The following is a 20089-nucleotide window of genomic DNA, read 5'->3' as shown; positions in this document are numbered from 1 at the left end:
AGGCCCTGTTATAATAATAAGAAAACTTTGTGTTTTAAGTTTTATTTCGGAAAATTATTCAATATTAAATACTAGAATTGTTTGGCTTAATAAGCATTCATAGCCTTTTGAAATTGTTTCTGTAGTCTGCAGTCAGATAGTTATTAATCAAACTTTTTGTTATTTCAAACGAAGTTTTTCCGTCAAATCCTTTTCCATTGTTTTCTTGTAGACTATTGTTTTTAAGTGTGTTGCTTCGTTTTGTGTCAAGACAAAATGAAGGAAGGGAATGTGTTGGCACGGAGACTTGGAGATGGAGAGGCGCGGAGGTGAGGAGATTAGGAGACATGAGGTAGTCGATTAGTTGGTGGTTCGTAGTGTTTTTATCGTTTTTCTGTGCTTTTGTTTTTCGTTTTGAAGTGCTGACATTCCGATTATTCCCAAGTTCGAAGCCTTTTCAGAAATAAGCTGAATTCCCGCGGAATCGCGTTTGCGATAGCAAAAGTAGCGTGGAGCGAGAATTCAGCTGGTTCCCCGCGATAGCTGGGGAAATTTCCTTAAAGGCTTCTTGATTTTTTGCTTCGTTTTGTATCAAGACAAAATGAAGGAAGGGTTTTGTTGACGCGGAGACTTGGAGATGTAGAATTCTTGTTCTTCTAAAGATTCATTGATCTTGGTTGGAGATTCATCACTCCGCTATGGCTCCGATCTGAATGACATTGAGCTCTCTCACAATAACCCAACAAAAAAAGACCGCCTTAAAAAAAAATTAGACGGTCTCTTTTGTCTTTTTGAGCTAAAAAGGAAATTATTTTCTGATTTCCTTGATTCTCGCTTTTTTACCTCTGAGATTTCTAAAGTAGAATATACGAGCTCTTCGTACTTTACCTTTTTTGTTTACCTCAATTTTCTGTAAGGCAGGCATATTCACAGGGAATATACGTTCCACGCCTATAGTACCAGACATTTTTCGGATGGTAAAGGTTTCAGAAGCTCCGCTCCCTCTTCGCTGAATTACCACTCCTCTAAAAAACTGAGTACGTGTTTTTTCACCTTCCTTGATTTCGTAGTACACTGTAATAGTATCTCCTGCAGCAAACTCAGGGAAATCTTTTCGGGTTACAAATTCGTCCTGTACAAACTTTACAAGATCTTCCATGTTTAAAGTGTTTATAAACAATTAATTCGAACCAACATTCACGTCCCTCGCCAGAGGTTGATTTGAAATTGGCTGCAAATTTAAATATTTCTTTTATTTTTACAAAATCGTTTTTGAAGTATGATTGCATCTAAAACCTTTTGTGTTTGCAAGCGCCATCTTGTAAGGCAAAATTTACTTTGCGGGTGAGCGATAAATGTTTTACACTTTTATCAGTAGGTGTTTTATTGCAGTGTTTTCAAAGAAGTATTCAGTTTCATAACTTTGCTTTCTCCACAACACCAGCCAAACAGAGTTTTTTGTAATTTTATGATTAATAAAAAACTATTGTACATTGAACATTAGCGAGACAAATGACTTATTATACAAAGTGAGTAAAGGCGATAGGAAGGCTTTTGAGACTTTGTATCATTTGTATGCCAACAATCTCTACGTCATTGCGAAGTCTTATTGCAAGGACAATTATGTAGCGGAAGAAATTGTACAAGGAGTTTTTGTGAATTTATGGGATAAAAGAAAAAAGCTCAATATAGAAAGAAACGTAGGAGGATATCTCTATCAGATGGTTAAAAATCGATGTATGGATGTTTTGAGAAAACCACTGAAAGTGATTTCTATCGAGGATGAAGATAAACTGAAAGAACAATACATAAGCATCAAAGCCCTTCAAGACGAAAGAGCTTCTGAACTTTTGGAAGAAGAGCTGAAAAAAAGAATATCTGATGCCGTAGCACTACTTCCCAAAACCTGTAAAAAAGTATTCGTAAAGACAAAACTGGAAGGACGAAACTACAAACAAACGGCCGAAGAACTCAATATTTCCGTAAAAACTGTGGAGAGCCATATGACCAAAGCTCTCAAGCATATGAGGCTCCATCTACGTGAATTTCTTTCATGCCTGTTATAACTGCACTAAATATTTTACTGTAAAAAGACCTAGTATTCAGTGTGTTGTGTGTTTTGAGTTAAAAAAATCAAAAAAAAACTCAGGGTACACCCTTTTCTTAACGTCTTATTAATACAGGTTTAACAGTTGTTTAAATAAACAATAAAAATGGATGACGAGATACTGATCCGATTTGTCAAAGGTCAGCTTTTTGGTAAAGAAAAGTCTGAGGTTATAAACTGGATTCGGAGATCGGAAGCAAACCAAGAGCACTACAATATGCTTGTAGCGCGATACAGTGCTTCACAATTTAACTCCAAAAGTCTGGATACTATCAAGTCGTATCAAAAGGTAAACCGAGCCACAAGACGTTTTAAACCTACCGACATACAGAAAACTCTTGGTGCAGCGGCGGTATTACTGATTGGTGTTTTATTGTTTGGAGTGTTGAAACCCGACACTCTCGATGTTTTTGATGGGGGTGATGGACAGTTGGTAAGAGCTGTAACTCCAAGGGGAGTGAGTAGGACGGTAACCTTGCCCGACGGCACCGTAGTTCAGCTCAATGTAGACAGTGAGTTGAGCTACCCCAAAGAATTTCAAGACAGTATTAGAGAAGTACATCTTATAGGAGAGGCTTATTTTGAAGTGAAACGAGACGAACAAAGACCTTTTGTAGTATATGCCGGAGAGATGAATGTACGGGTGTTGGGAACTTCGTTTAACGTGCGTTCGTATCGCAATGACAGCGAGATTAAGACCACCTTGGTAGAGGGGAGTGTTAAGCTGGAAAACAACAATATGAAGCCGATAATACTAGAACCCATGCAAACGGCATTATTTGACCGCAGCGAAAAACAGCTCGACATACGGGATATATCTGTAGAAGAGGCAGTGTCGTGGAAATCGGGAAAACTGGTGTTTAAGGGAACTCCGCTTAAAGATGTACTTGAAGATTTAGAACGCAAATACGATGTCCATTTTAGAGTTGACGATAGCAGTTTGTACGATAATCTGTTTACCGGAACCTTTGACAACCTCAGTGTTGAGGAGGTGCTTCGGGTGTTTCGGATATCGTCGTCTATAAGTTTTGATAAGAAAGGAGGTGAAATAATTTTATACAAAAACAGACGATAAGAACATTTTTTTAAAAAAATGAAGAAGGTGCTGCAACACCTTCTCCATAGGTAGTAAATTAGTAGAAATCAGCGTTGTCTGACGCCAAAATCACGTAAAAGTATGAAAAAAAACAATTGTCTAAAATTGTTGGGGGGAGGAGTATGCCCATATCCCGGAAAGATCTTTCCAACCCAAATTGTCAGGATCATGAAAATTTATGCCTTATTGGCGTTTTTTACACTCGGTGAACTTCTTGCCACCAATGTCAAAGCACAGGTGGTTTCACTTGAACTAGAAGATCAGAAACTCTCTGATGTACTTGCCAGCATAGAAGAACAGACAGAATACCATTTCTTTTACAACAATTTGTTGGTGGATGAGACTATACTGGTATCTATTGCTGCGGAAAAAAGAAATCTGGACGAGGTTTTAAAAGAGCTTTTTGAACATACGGATATAGATTTCAAAAAGGTAAAAGATCAAATTGTACTCTATCCTCGCGGGGATGAGAGTATGGCTAAGATGATGGAGGAATTTATCCGAAGGAATGAAAAGACATCTGGAAATGGGATGTTGTTTCAGCCTGTACCCTCTTTGTCGGTCAGAAGTTCTGACCTTCAAGCCGAAATTCAAGCCTCAATTTCCGGTACGGTGGTCGATCAAGACGGACTGCCATTGCCTGGAGTTAATGTGGTTGTAAAGGGAACCACTGTGGGGACTCAAACCGACTTTGATGGAAACTATACCATTGCTGCCACTGAAGGGCAGGTACTTGTATTTACCTATATCGGGCAGGAAACGGTAGAGATGACCGTAGGAAGTTCGGATGTAATAGATGTAACTATGAAAGAAGATGCTCAGCAGCTGGAAGAAGTTGTTGTTGTGGCTTATGGTACTCAGAAAAAAGAGACCATGGTAGGTGCTTCTGCAGTAGTTAGTACAGAACATATAGAAGACAGACCGCTTACCAACGTGGCCAAATCTTTGGATGGTAATGTTCCTGGGGTACAGGTAGCAACCTCTACCGGACAACCTGGTGAAGGTCTCAGTGTAAGGGTGAGAGGAGTCTCTTCTTACAATCTTTCCAACGAGCCGCTATACATTCTTGACGGAGCCATTTTTTCTGGTAGTCTCGCTGATATTAACCCCAATGATATCGCTTCTATCAACGTGCTGAAAGACGCTTCTGCAACCTCACTATACGGTGCAGCTGCAGCAAACGGGGTAGTGATGATTACCTCTAAAAAAGGCGGAAAAGGCGGAAAAGGGACTTTTAATTTTAACGCCTATACGGGAGTGGTTACCCGAGGTATTAAACAATACGACAGGGTAGGACCCGAAGATTACTATAAGCTCACCTGGAATTCTATGAGGAATGGTTATCTTCAGAGTGAAGATGATGCAACACTTGAAGAAGCAAACGCTTATGCTTCCTCAGAACTGATCTCCGGAAATCTTCAAAACAATATTTACAATGTTCCAGACGATCAGCTAATTATTGATGGGGCACTAAATCCCGAAGCATCCATGCTGTACGACAACTTTGATTGGGAAGGTCCGCTAACCCGTACAGGTATCGTTCAAAAATACGATCTCAGCTATGGAAATACCACCGAAAAAGGGAATTTCTTCAGCTCTTTCTCTTACAACAACGAAGAGGGATATGTCATCAAATCCGACTTCGAACGTTATACGGCAAGAGTCTCGACAGATCGACAGGTAACAGACTGGCTGAAACTCGGAGTGTCTATCAACGGTAACTCTTCGCATAGCAATCTGGCCGAAGACGAAGGTTCGTCGTCCTATATCAACCCCTTTTACTTTTCTCGTGGAATGGGACCAATTTACTCTCCCTATCTCTACGATGAGAACGGAAACATGGTAATGGACTTGTACGGAAATCCGGCATACGACGGTGTAGATACCAGAGGTAGAGGAGCAGGAGCCAGTTCAGGGAGGAATGTGATACAGGAAACCCTGCTAAACAGAAGATACTTTGAGGTAAACAGTATAATGTCTCGAGCTTTTGCAGAGTTTACCTTGGCTGAAAATCTGGTGTTTACCACCAATGCGACATACGATATTCGCAATCAAAAAAGGAGCTATTACCAAAATAAAGTGATTGGTGATGCAGCCGGTACCGGAGCCTTGGCACATACTAAATACAAGTATACAGGTGTAACCTTTAACCAATTGTTACAATACAGCAAGTCTTTTGACAGACACCACTTCGATATATTAGTAGGTCACGAATCGTTTGAATACGGTTATGATTACGAATACGCCAGAAAGACAGATCAGGTGGTTGATGGCATATACGAATTTGCTAACTTTTTAAATACTACCAGCAATAATAGCTACAATAGAAAGCTGACTAAAGAATCTTGGTTTTCTCGTTTGAATTACGATTTTGACAGCAAGTATATCGCCTCGCTTTCTGTGCGTAATGATGCAACTTCTCGATTTTCTGATAGTCGTAATAACGGTACTTTTTGGTCTGCCGGATTGGGGTGGAATGTTAGTCGTGAGGATTTTATGGCCAACAACAATGTCTTTGATTTCTTAAAACTTCGTACTTCTTATGGACAGGTGGGTAACGATGGAGGTATTGGTACCGAACCTGGATGGCAAGCCGATCTTAACCTCTACAATCTCGGATCGTATTTCAATGTAGGCGAACCGGGAGTGTACTATAGTCAAACCGGAAATGCCATGCTTACTTGGGAGTCTAACAACCAGTTTGATGTAGGGGTAGAATTTGCCATTTTAGACAATAGAGTGAGTGGTTCTGTAGAGTATTTTAATCGCAAGACTAAAGATATGATTTTTGAACTTCCGGTAAGAGGATCAGCTGGAGACCCAGGTAATGGAATTTTTACCAATATAGGAACGATGAAAAATACCGGATGGGAGTTCTTACTCAATTTTGAGATTCTTCGAAATGACAACGACGAAAACAGAGTAAACTGGAATCTCGGACTGTCGGCCTCACTGTACGATAACGAGGTGTTGAAATTGCCTCAAGACGAAATTATTAACGGTACAAAAAAGCTAAAAGTAGGTCGTTCTATCTACGATTTTTGGCTCAGACAATGGTATGGAGTAGACCCTTCTGATGGAGCTCCACTCTTTTTGCAGGACCCAGATATTGCTGATGATTCCGATACTCGCGTTATGGACAATGGCAATAAGGTTACGACAAATCAATCTAATGCCAAATACGACTATTCCGGATCTGCAATACCAGATGTTATAGGGTATTTTAGCACAGATCTCTCGTATAAGAGGTTCTATTTTAATGCCCTGTTTACCTATCAGCTCGGAGGTAAGATATACGACAGCAATTACAGTATGCTGATGCTTTCTAATCCGGAAGGTGATGCACTGCATACCGATATGTTGAAAGCCTGGCAAAATCCAGGTGATATAACCGATGTACCAATTATGAGTACTGAAAATGCCGTCGATGCAGCTGCACAATCTTCACGATGGCTTTCTGACGCCAGTTACCTGACCTTTAAGACTGCAACCCTCGGATATAATTTTGATCAATCCCTTACAGAGAGTTTAGGACTTTCTAACCTGAAAGTTTATCTCAGTGCAGAAAACTTGTTCTCCATTACGGATAGAAAGGGATTAGAACCAGCGCAGTCCTTTAATGGAACAACTACCTATAGGTACACTCCATCGAGAATATTTGCGCTTGGACTTAATGTTGCATTTTAACTCAAAAATCAGAAAGATGAAAAAAAATAAATTTCAAATTATATATATTGCATTTTTCAGCAGTTTGATGCTCGGCTCGTGTAGTGATGACTTTCTGGATATAAACCCTACCGATTCTGTCAAAGAAGAGGACGTGTACTCTACAGTGGAGAATCTCTATGCCGCCATCAATGGTATGCATAGAAATATGTATGTAAGGCAGAATGACAGTCAGGGACAAAACGGTTATACTGCCCAAATCATCAATGCAGATGTTATGGGGGAAGATTTGATTTTTCCAACTACAGGTAATGGCTGGTTTAGAGATATTCTACGCTGGTTACACACCGATAATGAATCGTCTACCTATACTGCCTATCCATGGAATTTTTGGTATTCTATGATAAAAAATGCCAACCTGATTATCGTCAATGGAGGCGACGCCGAAGGTGATCAGGAATTGCTTGAAAAAGTGATGGGAGAAGCTTATGCTTATCGTGCTTTTGGTCATTTTCAATTGGTGCAAACCTACGGTAAACGCTATGTGATGGGGGGCGATAACAGCAATCAGGGAGTGCTTATTCAGACCGATCCCGAAGATAGAGACCCTAAGCCAAGAGCTACTGTGGAAGAAGTTTATGCACAAATATGGAGCGATCTTGAGGAGGCTGAAAAGCGTCTCGAAAATGCAGACCAAGACAATAATTCGCACTTCTCAGTAAGCAACGTTCGCGGACTGATGGCTCGTGTGGCATTGGTACAGCAGGATTACCTGAAAGCTGAACAGTATGCCGCGATGGCGAGAGAAGGCTATAGCTTGATGTCTGTAGAAGATTACAAAATGGGCTTTAACGATTATACCAATCCGGAGTGGATGTGGGGTGTACACATACGTGAAGATCAAACTGATTATTTTGGAAACTTTCACGCCTATATGTCTAGAAACTACAATTCTACCCAAATTAGACAAGCTCCAAAGGTCATGAATGTCAACTTGTATGATGCTTTTCCTGATAGTGATGTCAGAAAACAACTGGTAGATCCTACCGGAGAGCACGAAGAGTTGAATCTACCAGATAACTTTAGCAAGTTTCCCTATACCTCCCAAAAGTTTTTGTCTGAATCTACGGCATCTAGTTTGGGTGATGTTCCTTTCATGAGAGTTGCAGAAATGTATCTGATAGAGGCCGAAGCAAAATACCAAAACGGAGATGAACCTGGATCAAAAGCAATATTGGAAGAACTCGTAGAAGCCAGAGATCCAGATTTTTCCGGATTTTCTATTACTGGTGAGGCCTATTACGAAGAAATTCTCATACAAAGACGTATGGAGCTATGGGGAGAAGGTTTCCGATTTTTTGACTTAAAACGCCTCGGAAGAAAAGTTGATCGCAACGGCACCAATGCTGTAGGAAGTGTAATCAACAATCTTTGGGAAGTAGAAGCTAATGATAGTCGTTGGCAATGGGCCATTCCAATACAGGAAATTAACGCCAACCCAGAGATAGACCAAAATCCGCTATAGCGGAACAAATTTAAGCTTAATTTTTACTAAGCCGCCGTATTTTTTGCGGCGGCTTTTGTATATTTATTCCTTGACCTAAAAAATATTTTTATGAAATTCAGATTACTTTTACTCTACAGCTTGTGTATTGGATTGTCGATACCCGTTGTAGCACAAGAACACCTGACCTATCAAAAACCTCCTAAAGAAATTGTCGACTTGGTCGATATAAAGAGACCGCCTTCGGTAATGACCGACAGCAAAAAGGAAAATATGCTGCTGCTGTATCGCAACAGTTTTAAAACCATAGCGGAACTCTCCGAAGACGAATTGCGCTTGGCAGGGCTTCGCATCAATCCGAAGACCAATATCTCCAGCAGAGCGAGGTATTACAACAATATAGAGATAAAGAAAATAAAAGGTCCTGAAGCAAAACAAGTACAGGGTTTGCCCGAAAATGCCAGACTTGCCAATTTCCGCTTTTCTCCCGACGAGAAAAAACTGGCATTTACACATACGGCAGCAAATGGTGTAGAGATATGGGTGCTCGACATAGCTTCGGCCACGGCAAAAAGACTTACCGATGCTACAGCAAATGCCAATATGGGTAATCCCATCAGCTGGTTTAAAGACGGGAAGTCGATGCTGGTGCGTATGTTGCCCAAAGAGCGTCCGCAATTGATAGACGAAGAAGAGATGGTTCCTGAAGGACCTACCATTACCGTGAGTAGTGGTGTATTGGCCCAAAATAGAACTTATCAAGATTTGTTGAAAAACAAAAATGACGAATACAATTTTGAGGTATTGGCAACCTCAGAGCTGTATAAGTTGGACTTGGACGGTACCCAGACTCTGTGGAAAGAGAAAGCAATGTACAACAGTTTGAGTTTTTCTCCAGACGGAAAGTACGTCAAAGTAGTCACTGTACAACGCCCGTTTTCGTATATCGTTCCCCTTAGTCGTTTTCCCAGAACTACTGCGGTATACGACGCGGCAGGAGCTCTGGTAAAAACCATAGAAGAAACTCCGCTTATCGAAGATTTACCACAGGGCTTTATGGCTACGCATACTGGAAAGCGAAACATCAGCTGGCGCACCGACCAACCTGCTACTCTTGCTTGGGTAGTGGCCCTCGATGGGGGAGATCCGGCTAAGGAAGTACCTTTCAGAGATGAATTATTTACCCTAGATGCCCCTTTTAGCGGGCAGCCCGTATCGCTCGTAAAGACGGTAAATCGCTTTTCTAATATTATCTGGGGCAACGACCATTATGCGGTGATTACAGATTCCTGGAGGGTAAACAGGAATACTAAAACCTATGTTTTTAATCCTTCTACTCCAGGAAAACAGGGAAGAGTAATATCTGACAGGAATTACCAAGATCGCTATAGCGACCCGGGTAAATTTCAAACTGAAGAAAACCAATACGGAGTAAGAGTGCTAAAGATGGACGGATCTAAGGCTTATCTTATAGGTGATGGCTATTCTGAAAAAGGACAATTCCCCTTTGTGGACGAAATAGACCTTTCCAATCTCAAGACAAACCGATTGTATCAATCGGCTTTTACCGATAAGTTGGAGGAAATCAGTGCTTTGATAGACGCCCAAAGAGGCGAGTTGCTCGTACGTATAGAATCTAGCAGCGAGTATCCCAATTATTTTATACGTAACCTTCGTAAGCGAATAGCTCCCATTCCTGTTACCGATTTCAAAAACCCTTTCGAGAGTATTAAGGATGCCTATAAGGAAGTGATTAGTTATAAACGAGGCGACGGACTAGAATTGAGTGGTACGCTCTATCTGCCTCCGGGATACGACATGGACAAAAAAGAAAAGCTTCCCATGATACTCTGGGCATACCCTCGGGAGTACAAAGACAGAAACAGTGCCGCTCAGACTACCGCCAATGCTAATTCGTTTACTTATCCCAGCTATGGCTCTCCGGTTTACTGGATTACCAGAGGTTATGCAGTATTAGACAAGGCGGCATTCCCTATCATTGGTGAGGGCGACCAAGAGCCAAACGACACCTTTAGAGAGCAGTTGGTAGCCAATGCAAAAGCTGCCATAGACGCCGTAGATGCCCTGGGATATATTGACCGTAATCGAGTAGCTGTGGGTGGACATTCGTATGGGGCTTTTATGACAGCCAACCTGCTCACGCATTCCAATCTGTTTGCTGCGGGTATTGCGCGCAGTGGGGCATACAACCGTACCTTAACACCTTTCGGATTTCAAAGTGAAGTGAGAAATTACTGGGAGGCCCCCGAGATATACAACGGGATGTCGCCTTTTATGCACGCTGATAAAATGAAAACTCCGCTATTGCTGATCCACGGCGTGGCCGACAACAATTCGGGAACTTACCCCATGCAGAGCGAGCGCTACTTCAATGCTTTGAAAGGTTTTGGTGCTCCGGCACGACTGGTGATGCTCCCTATGGAAAGTCACGGTTACACTGCCTTAGAATCTGTACTCCACGTACTGTGGGAACAAGATCAGTGGTTGGAGAAATATGTGAAGAATAAGGGGGAGTAAGTTATGGGGTTATTGAGTTAATGAGTTATTGGGTTATTGGGTTATTGGGTTATTGGGTTATTGAGTGCTGACTAACTAACCTAATAACTTAGTAGCCTAATAACCAACAACCTCAACCCCAATAAAGAATTTATCCGTAGCCACTTTTATATCATCAGAATTTAAGGCTTCATCCAATTGCTGCCATTGAGTAGTGGGGTGAAGCCTTTTCTCTTGGTCTTTGACAGTGATATCTACCGGCATTTTAAAATTGTTTACATCAACTGCCCAGCGGTAAGAGGTGATACTGTTTTCTGTTTTAAGTTCTAAAACGGGAATGTCTTTGTAGCGGAGGTATTGGTCGAATACCGGTTTTAGCTCGATACCGGTTTCGTGTTCAAAGAAATTGACCACCATATCGGTATCTACTATCATGTGTTTAAAAGTCTCACTGTAGTCTTTTATCAATTTCCACCAAGCCTCGTCATCGTTTACTATATGTCTTATGGTATTGAGCATAAGTGCTCCTTTTGGATACATATCTCCCGAACCTTCCTTGTTCACCCCGTAATCGCCGATAATAGGACGGTCGTTTCTCACATTTCTGCTAAGTCCATTGATGTATTTCTGTCCGTCTTCATATCCCCATCGACATTCTACATAAACCGACTCACTGTATGACGTAAAGCCTTCGTGTATCCACATATCGGCAATATCGGCAGCGGTAATGCTGTTGCCAAACCACTCGTGTCCGGATTCGTGAACGATGATATAGTCCCATTTAGTCCCTATCCCCGTTCCGGAGAGATCTCGGCCGAGATAACCTTCCATATATCGGTTTCCATAGGCGACAGCACTTTGGTGTTCCATACCGAGGTGGGCGGTTTCTACCAGTTTGTAACTGTCTTCCTTAAAAGGGTACTCCCCGAACTTTTCCTGAAAGCAGTCCATCATGAGTTTCACTTCTTCAAAGTGTTTTTTTGCTTTGTTTAAATTATAACTCAACACATAGAAATCCATGTCCAATCCCTTGTAGTTTTCTCCAAAATGCGCATAATCGCCTATATTGAGTGCCACGTCGTAATTGTTGATAGGGTTTATCACTTTCCAGTCCCATCGAGTATAGCCATTTCCAAGATCTTTTTTGCCAGTAAGTCTTCCGTTGGAAACATTCATCAGTCGGTTGGGAACAGCTACTTTTATAGTCATACCATCTTCTGGTTCATCGCTTTGGTGGTCTTTATTCGGCCACCAGGCACTGGCTCCGAGCCCTTGTACCGCAGTGGCGATCCAGGGATTTCCGTTATTGTCTGTCTTCCAGTCGAAGCCACCGTCCCAGGGCGCTCTTTTTGCGGTAACAGGCTGTCCGGAATAATAGAAAGTAATACTGTCTTTTTTGTTGTTGGCAAAGCCTTTAGGGTAATCTATAAACACTGCATTAAACTCCCGACGATAAGTCAGTTGTTGTCCGTGGGCAACAATAGAATCGACCTGCAAATTGTCGAAAAGGTCAATTTGTATGGTATTTAGTTTTTGCTGAGGGACAAATACTATGCGATTGTATCCGTAGATGTAATGTTTGTCTGGGTTTACCGTGATATTGAGGTGATAGGCTCTTACATCGAAATTGCGCTCTGTGCGCAGCGATCCTCTCAGAGTATCACCTCGAGTATAGCGATCTTTCTCATGCAAAAGTTGAGCTGTAGCGGTTTGAAATCCGATACTTATCAGTAGTAGATAGAAATTTTTTTTCATGGTGTTAAAGGGTTTGTTTTTAGAGACATTCTACAAGGAGAAGTCCGTTTTCTGTCATACCTGAATCACTCCCGGGTTATAAGGTCTTTCAATAGGAGCATGGTCTGCGGCTTCTATTCCCATGCTGATCCATTTTCTGGTATCTGCAGGGTCTATCACAGCATCGGTCCACAATCTCGCTGCGGCATAATAGGGGGAGGTCTGTTGGTCGTAGCGAGATTTTATATCGTTGAACATCGCTGCTTCTCTCTCTTCGGTGATAGGCACTCCCTTTTTCTTCAGGGAGGCTTTTTCTATTTGTAGCAATACTTTTGCTGCCTGTGCACCTCCCATAACTGCCAGTTCGGCGCTGGGCCAGGCAAAGATAAGTCGGGGGTCGTAGGCCTTTCCGCACATGGCGTAGTTTCCGGCTCCGTATGAATTGCCTATTACTACGGTAAACTTTGGTACTACACTATTGCTCACGGCATTGACCATTTTGGCTCCGTCTTTTATGATACCGCCGTGCTCGCTTTTACTACCCACCATAAAACCGGTGACGTCCTGTAGAAAGATAAGGGGAATCTTTTTCTGATTGCAGTTGGCGATAAATCGAGTGGCTTTGTCGGCACTGTCGGAGTAAATCACTCCTCCGAACTGCATTTCTCCCTTTTTGGTTTTTACTACTTTCCGCTGATTGGCCACTATGCCTACAGCCCAGCCGTCGATACGGGCATAACCAGTGAGTAGGGTTTTGCCATAACCAGCCTTGTACTCTTCAAACTCCGAACGGTCGACCAGGCGTTTTATAATCTCTCTCATATCGTACTGATCGGCTCTCGATCGAGGGAGAATACCATATATATCTTCCGGATTTTCGGAAGGTAGGGAAGGAGTGATACGATTAAATCCCGCCTTGGTATAGTCTCCTATTTTATCTATTATATTTTTGATTTTATCCAAGGCATCCTTATCGTCCTTAGCTTTGTAGTCGGTAACCCCGCTTATCTCGCAATGCGTAGTGGCCCCTCCTAAGCTTTCGTTGTCTATGCTTTCGCCTATGGCAGCTTTTACCAGATAGCTCCCCGCCAGAAATATACTTCCCGTTTTATCGACAATAAGTGCCTCATCACTCATTATAGGAAGGTAGGCACCCCCTGCTACACAACTACCCATTACCGCGGCAATCTGTACGATACCCATACTGCTCATCACAGCGTTGTTCCTAAAAATACGTCCGAAGTGCTCCTTGTCGGGAAAAATCTCGTCTTGCATGGGAAGATATACTCCGGCACTGTCTACCAAATAGATGATGGGCAGTCTATTTTCCATGGCGATTTCCTGAGCTCTCAGGTTCTTTTTTCCGGTGATGGGAAACCAGGCACCAGCCTTTACTGTAGCGTCGTTGGCCACTACTACACACTGCCTGCCTTTAATATATCCAATTTTGACTACCACTCCCCCCGAAGGGCAACCGCCGTGTTCTTCATACATACCATCTCCGGCAAAAGCACCGATTTCTATACTTTGACTGTTTTTGTCTAATAGGTAATCGATACGTTCTCTCGCTGTTATTTTCCCTTCAGAATGCAGCTTGTCTATACGTTGCTGTCCGCCTCCTTTTTTGATACGTGCAAGCCTGTTACGGCATTCAGAGACCAATAGTTTGTTGTGGTCTTCGTTCTTGTTGAAATTGATATCCATAGCTTTCAGTTAGCATGAGGCTAAAATACAAAAAGAAGCCCGAAGTTCTAAGTTCCGGGGATATTCCGTAAATTGCCCCTTTTAATAGAGATCACAATGGGAATGAATAAAAATACCATATTTGGCTGGGCCTCCCTTATCATGTTCCTCGTAGGTACTGCTTTAGTACTCTTGGGAGTGTTGAAATACCAAGATTACGCCATAGGATTTTCGGTAGTAGGAATAGGCTTTTTTGCCATGTCGTGGATTTTTAATGCGCTCAAAGGGAGGGTTTAGATATTTAAGACTAAAAAGCTACAAACGAACAAACTAATACAACAAAATGTCAGACGATAAAAAGGTTATTTTTTCGATGTCGGGCGTTTCCAAAACGTACCAGAGTACTAATAAAACAGTACTCAAAGATATTTATTTGAGTTTTTTCTACGGAGCTAAGATCGGTATACTAGGTCTTAACGGTTCGGGAAAATCTACCTTGTTGAAGATTATAGCCGGCGTAGAGAAAAATTACCAAGGCGATGTAGTATTTGCTCCGGGGTATTCAGTGGGGTATCTCGAACAAGAGCCGCAACTGGACGAGAGCAAAACCGTATTGGAAATCGTAAAAGAGGGGGTAGCCGAAGTAGTCGCTGTTTTGGACGAGTACAACCAAATCAACGATATGTTCGGACTGCCTGAGGTATACGAAGATGCCGACAAGATGCAGAAGTTGATGGACAGGCAGGCGGAATTGCAGGACAAAATCGACGCTACCAATGCCTGGGAACTCGACACCAAATTGGAAATTGCTATGGATGCATTGCGTACACCAGATCCTGAAACTCCGATAAAGGTGTTGTCCGGTGGAGAACGCCGAAGGGTGGCGCTCTGTCGACTGTTGTTGCAACAGCCCGATGTACTCTTGCTCGACGAACCTACCAACCACCTCGACGCGGAGTCGGTACTGTGGCTGGAACAGCACCTTCAACAGTACAGCGGTACGGTAATAGCCGTGACCCACGACCGCTACTTTTTAGACAATGTGGCCGGATGGATACTGGAATTAGATCGCGGCGAAGGTATACCGTGGAAAGGGAATTATTCTTCTTGGCTAGATCAAAAGGCGAAACGACTCGCTCAGGAACAAAAACAGGCTTCAAAAAGGCAAAAAACACTCGAACGAGAGTTGGAATGGGTGCGTATGGCGCCAAAGGGACGTCAGGCCAAACAAAAAGCACGTCTGAACAACTACGACAAATTACTCAACGAAGATCAAAAGCAGCTGGATGAAAAGCTGGAGATTTATATTCCTAACGGCCCCCGATTGGGTACCAATGTTATCGAAGCCAAAGGGGTAGCCAAGGCTTTTGGTGAAAAATTGCTGTATGACGATCTCAATTTTAAATTGCCACAGGCCGGTATTGTGGGGATTATCGGTCCGAACGGAGCGGGTAAGACCACTATCTTTAAAATGATCATGGGCGAAGAAACCCCCGATAAAGGACAGTTTGAAGTAGGGGAGACCGTAAAAATTGCTTATGTGGACCAGCGTCATGCCGATATAGATCCTGAAAAGTCGATATGGGAAAATTTTTCCGACGGACAGGAATTGGTGATGATGGGAGGGAAGCAGGTAAACTCGCGAGCCTATCTCAGTCGTTTTAATTTTTCTGGAAGTGAACAAAACAAAAAGGTATCTACCCTGTCTGGTGGAGAACGCAACAGGCTACACCTGGCGATGACCCTCAAAGAAGAGGGAAACGTGTTGCTACTTGACGAGCCCACCAACGATCTGGATGTAAACACCCTTAGAGCGCTTGAAGAAGGCTTGGAAAATTTTGCGGGATGTGCCGTAGTCATCTCACACGATCGCTGGTTCTTAGATCGTATATGTACCCACATTCTCGCTTTTGAAGGCAACTCAGAAGTGTATTTCTTTGAAGGAGGCTTCTCCGACTACGAAGAGAACAAACGCAAGCGACTCGGTACCGATGTGACTCCTAAACGTATTAAGTATAAGAAGTTGATAAGGTAAAAGTAATTATAGGGAGTTTTGGGTTGTAACGATAACACACCCTGTAAGGGCAACTCACTTTAGCCTAATGCAGTACATTGAGTAAAGGTACACAATGCGAACAAAGCCCTGAAAGGGCAGCTAACCTATAAAGATTGAGCTCGGCTTTCAACCCGACGAGATGGTCACGTCGCTTTGCGCTCCTCGCCATGACGATTTCTTGTGGTTGATTAGTTCGTAGTTTGTTAGTTGTTAGGGATTTTCTCCTCGTCTCCTCGTCTCCCCATCTCCAAGTCTCCTCGTCATAACGAGTTATCCAGCAAAACCTCCCTCACACAATTTTTTTTATCACTCTCAATTTATGTGTATGTCTTCGGGTGTCTACGTTAAAGATTCCGGTGTGGTCTATACGGTCTATGCGGACTTTGCCATCGGTGTGTATGATATAATTATCTTGCATAATGATTCCCGTGTGTACGATATTGCCTTCGTCGTCGTCAAAAAAGGCCAGATCTCCGGGTTCGGATTCTTCTATAAAACTCAGGGGTTCACCTTGGGTAGCCTGTAGGGCGGCTTCACGTTTTAGTTGGTAACCGTTTAGTTTGTACACCATTTGTGCCAGTCCGGCCGCATCGATACCGAATGGGGTTCTGCCACCGTGATAGTGAGGGGCATTGAGAAAGAGATAGGCGGTGGGGACGAGCTTTTGCTTGTTTTTATCTTCCTGCTGTATTCTCCCGTCATAGCTGTGGGAGAGGAAAGAAGCGTTGCCAACATGAGCCCCAATGGGAACCGGCATAAGCTGTTCGTTGTGATCGGTGATAAACTCTACCATATCGGCACAGAGTGAGGGAGTTTGTTTGTCGATAGCGGTATAGACCGACTCTTCAATAAGCAGGTATTGTTTGTTGTCTATCCAGCCTTCGTAGCCGTCGTATGCAAGCCGGATTTTGCTCCGGTATTTTTGTTTTTCGAGTACCTTAAAGTGCTCTCCGTACAGCACTTGCGAACAGAGTTCTGCACTGTCTGATGAAGTAGATCGAAGGGGAACGACACTGAGGTTACAAATTCCGTAATGCATATAAAAAAATCGGTTTAAATTCCGAATATTCTTGGTTTAAGGTCTTTCTACTACGAAGGCCGAAGCACCTCCACCGCCATTGCAAATGGCAGCAGCGCCGATTTTTGCGTTATTTTGTTTAAGCACGTTGATAAGGGTGACCAATATCCTCGCTCCGGAACATCCCAGCGGATGTCCCAGCGATACAGCTCCTCCGTTTACATTGACTTGATCTGCGCTTAGTCCGAGTATTTTGGTATTGGCAAGACCTACCACTGAAAAAGCCTCGTTGAATTCAAAGTAATCTACCTCTTCTAATTTAACCCCTGCCTTGTCAAGGGCTTTTGGAAGAGCCTTTGCAGGAGCTGTGGTAAACCATTTCGGATCTTGTGCAGCATCGGCATATCCTCTTACCACGGCAAGAGGGGTGAGATTGAGTTGTTGTGCTTTTTCTTCGCTCATCAACACCAAGGCAGCTGCTCCGTCGTTGATGGTAGAAGCGTTGGCGGCAGTTACAGTGCCGTCTTTGGTAAATGCGGGTCGAAGTGATGGAATCTTTTCTAAGAATACATTTTTATACTCTTCGTCTTCACTGATCACAATCGGATCTCCTTTGCGTTGGGGTACTTCCACCGGAATCACTTCATCTTTAAATTTTCCTTCCTTCCACGCCGCTGCTGATCTTTGGTACGACTCTATGGCAAAGTTGTCTTGATCTTCTCTCGAAAAACCGTATTCCGCTGCACAAAGGTCCCCGCATACACCCATAGCATTGTGGTCGTAGGCGTCGGTAAGTCCGTCTTTCTGCATACCGTCTTCCAAGGTAGCCGGGCCAAATTTGGTGCCTTTTCTCATGTGCACGTAATGTGGAATAGAGCTCATATTTTCCATACCTCCTGCAATGACGATCTCTGCATCGCCAAGAGCAATAGCTTGCGCTGCCTGCATGACAGCTTTCATACCGCTAGCACAAACTTTGTTTACTGTAGTACAAGGAATATGATCTGGAATACCGGCAAAAAGGGCTGCTTGCCTGGCCGGAGCCTGTCCGTTACCCGCCTGAACAACATTTCCCATAAGTACTTCATCGACCGATTTAGGGTCGAGATTTATTTTTTCCATGGCGCCTTTTATGGCCAAGGCACCCAGTTTCGGAGCCGGAATGCTTGAAAGCCCTCCAAGAAAGCTACCGATGGGAGTTCGAACCGCCGATACGATGACTACTTTTTTTGACATGCTATTACTGTTTTTTGTGTTTGTATTGTATGTAAGTGAATCCTTTAGAGAGGACAACCCTGCGAATTTAAAGAAAATCGAGCTATTTGTCCTGTCTTTGTATGAGCATATTCTCTTATTTGGAAGTTTTTGTGCATTTTTTAAGGATTTTTTTAGCCCTCGATTGATATGCGGCAGTGTGGTAGGGATAACCATCTTCTAATACAGAACAGAGCTGAGGATGTATCCACGGTATGACCGAACCTAGTAAAAAAAGGCAGTGCATGGCATAAGCCTTAAGCGCTACTTTTTCGTCACTTATAAGCCAGTCAAAACACACTTCTGCAAGTTTTTTAAGTTGTTGATCTGTAAGTTGGTCTTTTGTTTTGTTGGCCGTACCGCTAAAATAATGGTCGCACAGCAACTCGCATATTTTACCGCAGGAGCGTTTAGCGCCGTCTTCCTTAAGAGAACGCAATCCGGTAATAAAAGTATCGAGATGCGGGAGTATCCATTCCGGTTCTCGAATACATACAAGTTCTAATACCCATGCGGCTTTGGAGGTGTATTGAGGATCTCCTGAAAAACAGGCTTCCAGCAATTCGGGAAAGAGAGAAGGAGCGGTCAGTACTTCGTCGGAGAGTTTTTTCCTGTTTTTCCTGAGCGCATTGACATAGGTGAGCTTGTCGTAAATGGAATTTTTCATAAGGACGATTTGAGATGGGCTATGGCCTGGGGGACACCTACCGTAGCCTTTTCCGGAATTACCACCAGATTGGGAATAGCTCGTGAATCTATATTGGGCTTGGGGTCGATAAAGTAAATAGGGATGTCTTCAGGAGCATAGCCGATAAGTCCGGCAGCGGGATAAACCTGCATAGAGGTTCCTATAATCATAACGATATCTGCTTGAGAGATTTCGGTAATGGCAACCGGCATCATTGGCACATCTTCTCCAAACCATACGATATGCGGACGCAATTGATGTAGGTGTTCACAGAAATCTCCGAGCTGTATGTCTTTTTTCCAGTCGTACACCAATGCTTCGTCAAACGTACTTCTCGCTTTGAGGAGTTCGCCGTGAAGGTGTACAACGCGTTTGCTACCAGCTCTTTCGTGAAGGTCGTCTACATTTTGGGTGATGATACTCACTTCAAAATCCTTTTCGAGCGCCGCGAGATCGTGATGTGCCTGATTGGGGGATACTTGTAGTAATTGTTGTCTTCTCTGGTTGTAAAAATCCAATACCAGCGCAGGATTTCTTCGGAACCCCTCAGGAGAGGCTACCTCTGTGATATCATGCCCTTCCCATAAGCCATTGGCGTCCCGAAAAGTACTGATTCCACTTTCTGCACTGATACCGGCACCGGTGAGGACCACTATTTTTTTGGGTTTCATTATTTTTGTGAATTAAAAATAAACTTCGCCGTATAAAAATATAAAAAAGCACTGTATGTATAGTTGCATTTTCGCCTTGAATAGACCTATGGTATTGTCGGATAAGAAGATGTTTA

14 protein-coding genes are annotated in these 20089 nt (G+C 43.0%); 7 read left to right on the top strand and 7 right to left on the bottom strand.

The genetic code is table 11. The annotated features are described in order from the left end of the window. Nucleotides 1-787: 787 nt before the first annotated feature. The gene (gene rplS / locus ACYZZR_RS04705; protein WP_461532847.1) at nucleotides 788-1138 is read right to left on the bottom strand and encodes a 50S ribosomal protein L19; all 351 of its coding nucleotides are present in this window, start codon (nucleotides 1136-1138) and stop codon (nucleotides 788-790) included. A gap of 334 nt (nucleotides 1139-1472) precedes the next feature. Between rplS and ACYZZR_RS04700 the strand changes: the two genes are divergently transcribed. The 5 genes from ACYZZR_RS04700 to ACYZZR_RS04680 all read left to right on the top strand — a co-directional run bounded on the left by ACYZZR_RS04700 (nucleotide 1473) and on the right by ACYZZR_RS04680 (nucleotide 10890). Then, complete coding sequence (locus ACYZZR_RS04700) at nucleotides 1473-2045, top strand: RNA polymerase sigma-70 factor (protein WP_461532846.1); 573 nt, start codon at nucleotides 1473-1475, stop codon at nucleotides 2043-2045. Nucleotides 2046-2192: 147 nt separating this feature from the next. After that, nucleotides 2193-3161 carry a FecR family protein gene (locus ACYZZR_RS04695; protein ID WP_461532845.1) on the top strand — a complete coding sequence of 323 codons (969 nt, stop codon included), beginning with the start codon at nucleotides 2193-2195 and terminating at the stop codon, nucleotides 3159-3161. 189 nt (nucleotides 3162-3350) lie between these two features. After that, complete coding sequence (locus tag ACYZZR_RS04690) at nucleotides 3351-6869, top strand: SusC/RagA family TonB-linked outer membrane protein (RefSeq protein WP_461532844.1); 3519 nt, start codon at nucleotides 3351-3353, stop codon at nucleotides 6867-6869. Nucleotides 6870-6885: 16 nt separating this feature from the next. Further along, nucleotides 6886-8373 carry a RagB/SusD family nutrient uptake outer membrane protein gene (locus tag ACYZZR_RS04685; protein ID WP_461532843.1) on the top strand — a complete coding sequence of 496 codons (1488 nt, stop codon included), beginning with the start codon at nucleotides 6886-6888 and terminating at the stop codon, nucleotides 8371-8373. Nucleotides 8374-8463: 90 nt separating this feature from the next. Further along, nucleotides 8464-10890 (top strand): S9 family peptidase, encoded by a 2427-nt coding sequence (locus ACYZZR_RS04680; protein WP_461532842.1) that lies wholly within the window; start codon nucleotides 8464-8466, stop codon nucleotides 10888-10890. Nucleotides 10891-10986: 96 nt separating this feature from the next. Here ACYZZR_RS04680 and ACYZZR_RS04675 read toward each other — a convergent pair whose 3' ends face one another. Both ACYZZR_RS04675 and ACYZZR_RS04670 read right to left on the bottom strand, forming a co-directional pair. Further along, nucleotides 10987-12624 carry a M1 family metallopeptidase gene (locus ACYZZR_RS04675; RefSeq protein ID WP_461532841.1) on the bottom strand — a complete coding sequence of 546 codons (1638 nt, stop codon included), beginning with the start codon at nucleotides 12622-12624 and terminating at the stop codon, nucleotides 10987-10989. A 54-nt stretch (nucleotides 12625-12678) separates the two neighbouring features. Then, nucleotides 12679-14307 carry an acyl-CoA carboxylase subunit beta gene (locus tag ACYZZR_RS04670; protein WP_461532840.1) on the bottom strand — a complete coding sequence of 543 codons (1629 nt, stop codon included), beginning with the start codon at nucleotides 14305-14307 and terminating at the stop codon, nucleotides 12679-12681. 96 nt (nucleotides 14308-14403) lie between these two features. On the opposite strand from ACYZZR_RS04670, the gene ACYZZR_RS04665 reads away from it, so the two are divergent. Next, a complete protein-coding gene (locus ACYZZR_RS04665; protein WP_461532839.1) occupies nucleotides 14404-14583 on the top strand; it encodes a CAL67264 family membrane protein in 180 nt (59 codons plus the stop codon). A gap of 46 nt (nucleotides 14584-14629) precedes the next feature. Next, the gene (gene ettA, locus ACYZZR_RS04660; RefSeq protein ID WP_461532838.1) at nucleotides 14630-16321 is read left to right on the top strand and encodes an energy-dependent translational throttle protein EttA; all 1692 of its coding nucleotides are present in this window, start codon (nucleotides 14630-14632) and stop codon (nucleotides 16319-16321) included. A gap of 310 nt (nucleotides 16322-16631) precedes the next feature. Here ettA and ACYZZR_RS04655 read toward each other — a convergent pair whose 3' ends face one another. From ACYZZR_RS04655 to ACYZZR_RS04640, 4 genes are all read right to left on the bottom strand, one after another. Continuing rightward, a complete protein-coding gene (locus ACYZZR_RS04655; RefSeq protein ID WP_461532837.1) occupies nucleotides 16632-17381 on the bottom strand; it encodes a C40 family peptidase in 750 nt (249 codons plus the stop codon). Nucleotides 17382-17417: 36 nt separating this feature from the next. Further along, entirely contained in the window at nucleotides 17418-18596 is a 1179-nt protein-coding gene (locus ACYZZR_RS04650; protein WP_461532836.1) for an acetyl-CoA C-acyltransferase, read from the bottom strand. 115 nt (nucleotides 18597-18711) lie between these two features. Then, complete coding sequence (locus ACYZZR_RS04645) at nucleotides 18712-19281, bottom strand: hypothetical protein (RefSeq protein ID WP_461532835.1); 570 nt, start codon at nucleotides 19279-19281, stop codon at nucleotides 18712-18714. Then, nucleotides 19278-19973, bottom strand: a complete 696-nt coding sequence (locus ACYZZR_RS04640; protein WP_461532834.1) for an SIR2 family NAD-dependent protein deacylase — start codon at nucleotides 19971-19973, stop codon at nucleotides 19278-19280. The genes ACYZZR_RS04645 and ACYZZR_RS04640 overlap by 4 nt, the downstream gene beginning before the upstream one ends. Between the last annotated feature and the right edge of the window lie 116 nt (nucleotides 19974-20089).

This window comes from Sinomicrobium sp., from assembly GCA_029266035.1.
In the GTDB taxonomy this organism is placed as follows: domain Bacteria; phylum Bacteroidota; class Bacteroidia; order Flavobacteriales; family Flavobacteriaceae; genus Sinomicrobium.
The sequence above is the reverse complement of the archived record's forward strand: the minus strand, read 5'-3'. Positions and strand labels throughout refer to the sequence as shown.

Bases quoted from the DNA above. Each gene is read 5' to 3' on its own strand.
- ACYZZR_RS04670 (WP_461532840.1), bottom strand. From the start codon at position 14,307: ATGGATATCAATTTCAACAAGAACGAAGACCACAACAAACTATTGGTC.
- ACYZZR_RS04690 (WP_461532844.1), top strand. From the start codon at position 3,351: ATGAAAATTTATGCCTTATTGGCGTTTTTTACACTCGGTGAACTTCTT.
- ACYZZR_RS04645 (WP_461532835.1), bottom strand. From the start codon at position 19,281: ATGAAAAATTCCATTTACGACAAGCTCACCTATGTCAATGCGCTCAGG.
- rplS (WP_461532847.1), bottom strand. From the start codon at position 1,138: ATGGAAGATCTTGTAAAGTTTGTACAGGACGAATTTGTAACCCGAAAA.
- ACYZZR_RS04675 (WP_461532841.1), bottom strand. From the start codon at position 12,624: ATGAAAAAAAATTTCTATCTACTACTGATAAGTATCGGATTTCAAACC.
- ACYZZR_RS04695 (WP_461532845.1), top strand. From the start codon at position 2,193: ATGGATGACGAGATACTGATCCGATTTGTCAAAGGTCAGCTTTTTGGT.
- ettA (WP_461532838.1), top strand. From the start codon at position 14,630: ATGTCAGACGATAAAAAGGTTATTTTTTCGATGTCGGGCGTTTCCAAA.
- ACYZZR_RS04680 (WP_461532842.1), top strand. From the start codon at position 8,464: ATGAAATTCAGATTACTTTTACTCTACAGCTTGTGTATTGGATTGTCG.
- ACYZZR_RS04655 (WP_461532837.1), bottom strand. From the start codon at position 17,381: ATGCATTACGGAATTTGTAACCTCAGTGTCGTTCCCCTTCGATCTACT.
- ACYZZR_RS04650 (WP_461532836.1), bottom strand. From the start codon at position 18,596: ATGTCAAAAAAAGTAGTCATCGTATCGGCGGTTCGAACTCCCATCGGT.
- ACYZZR_RS04640 (WP_461532834.1), bottom strand. From the start codon at position 19,973: ATGAAACCCAAAAAAATAGTGGTCCTCACCGGTGCCGGTATCAGTGCA.
- ACYZZR_RS04665 (WP_461532839.1), top strand. From the start codon at position 14,404: ATGGGAATGAATAAAAATACCATATTTGGCTGGGCCTCCCTTATCATG.
- ACYZZR_RS04685 (WP_461532843.1), top strand. From the start codon at position 6,886: ATGAAAAAAAATAAATTTCAAATTATATATATTGCATTTTTCAGCAGT.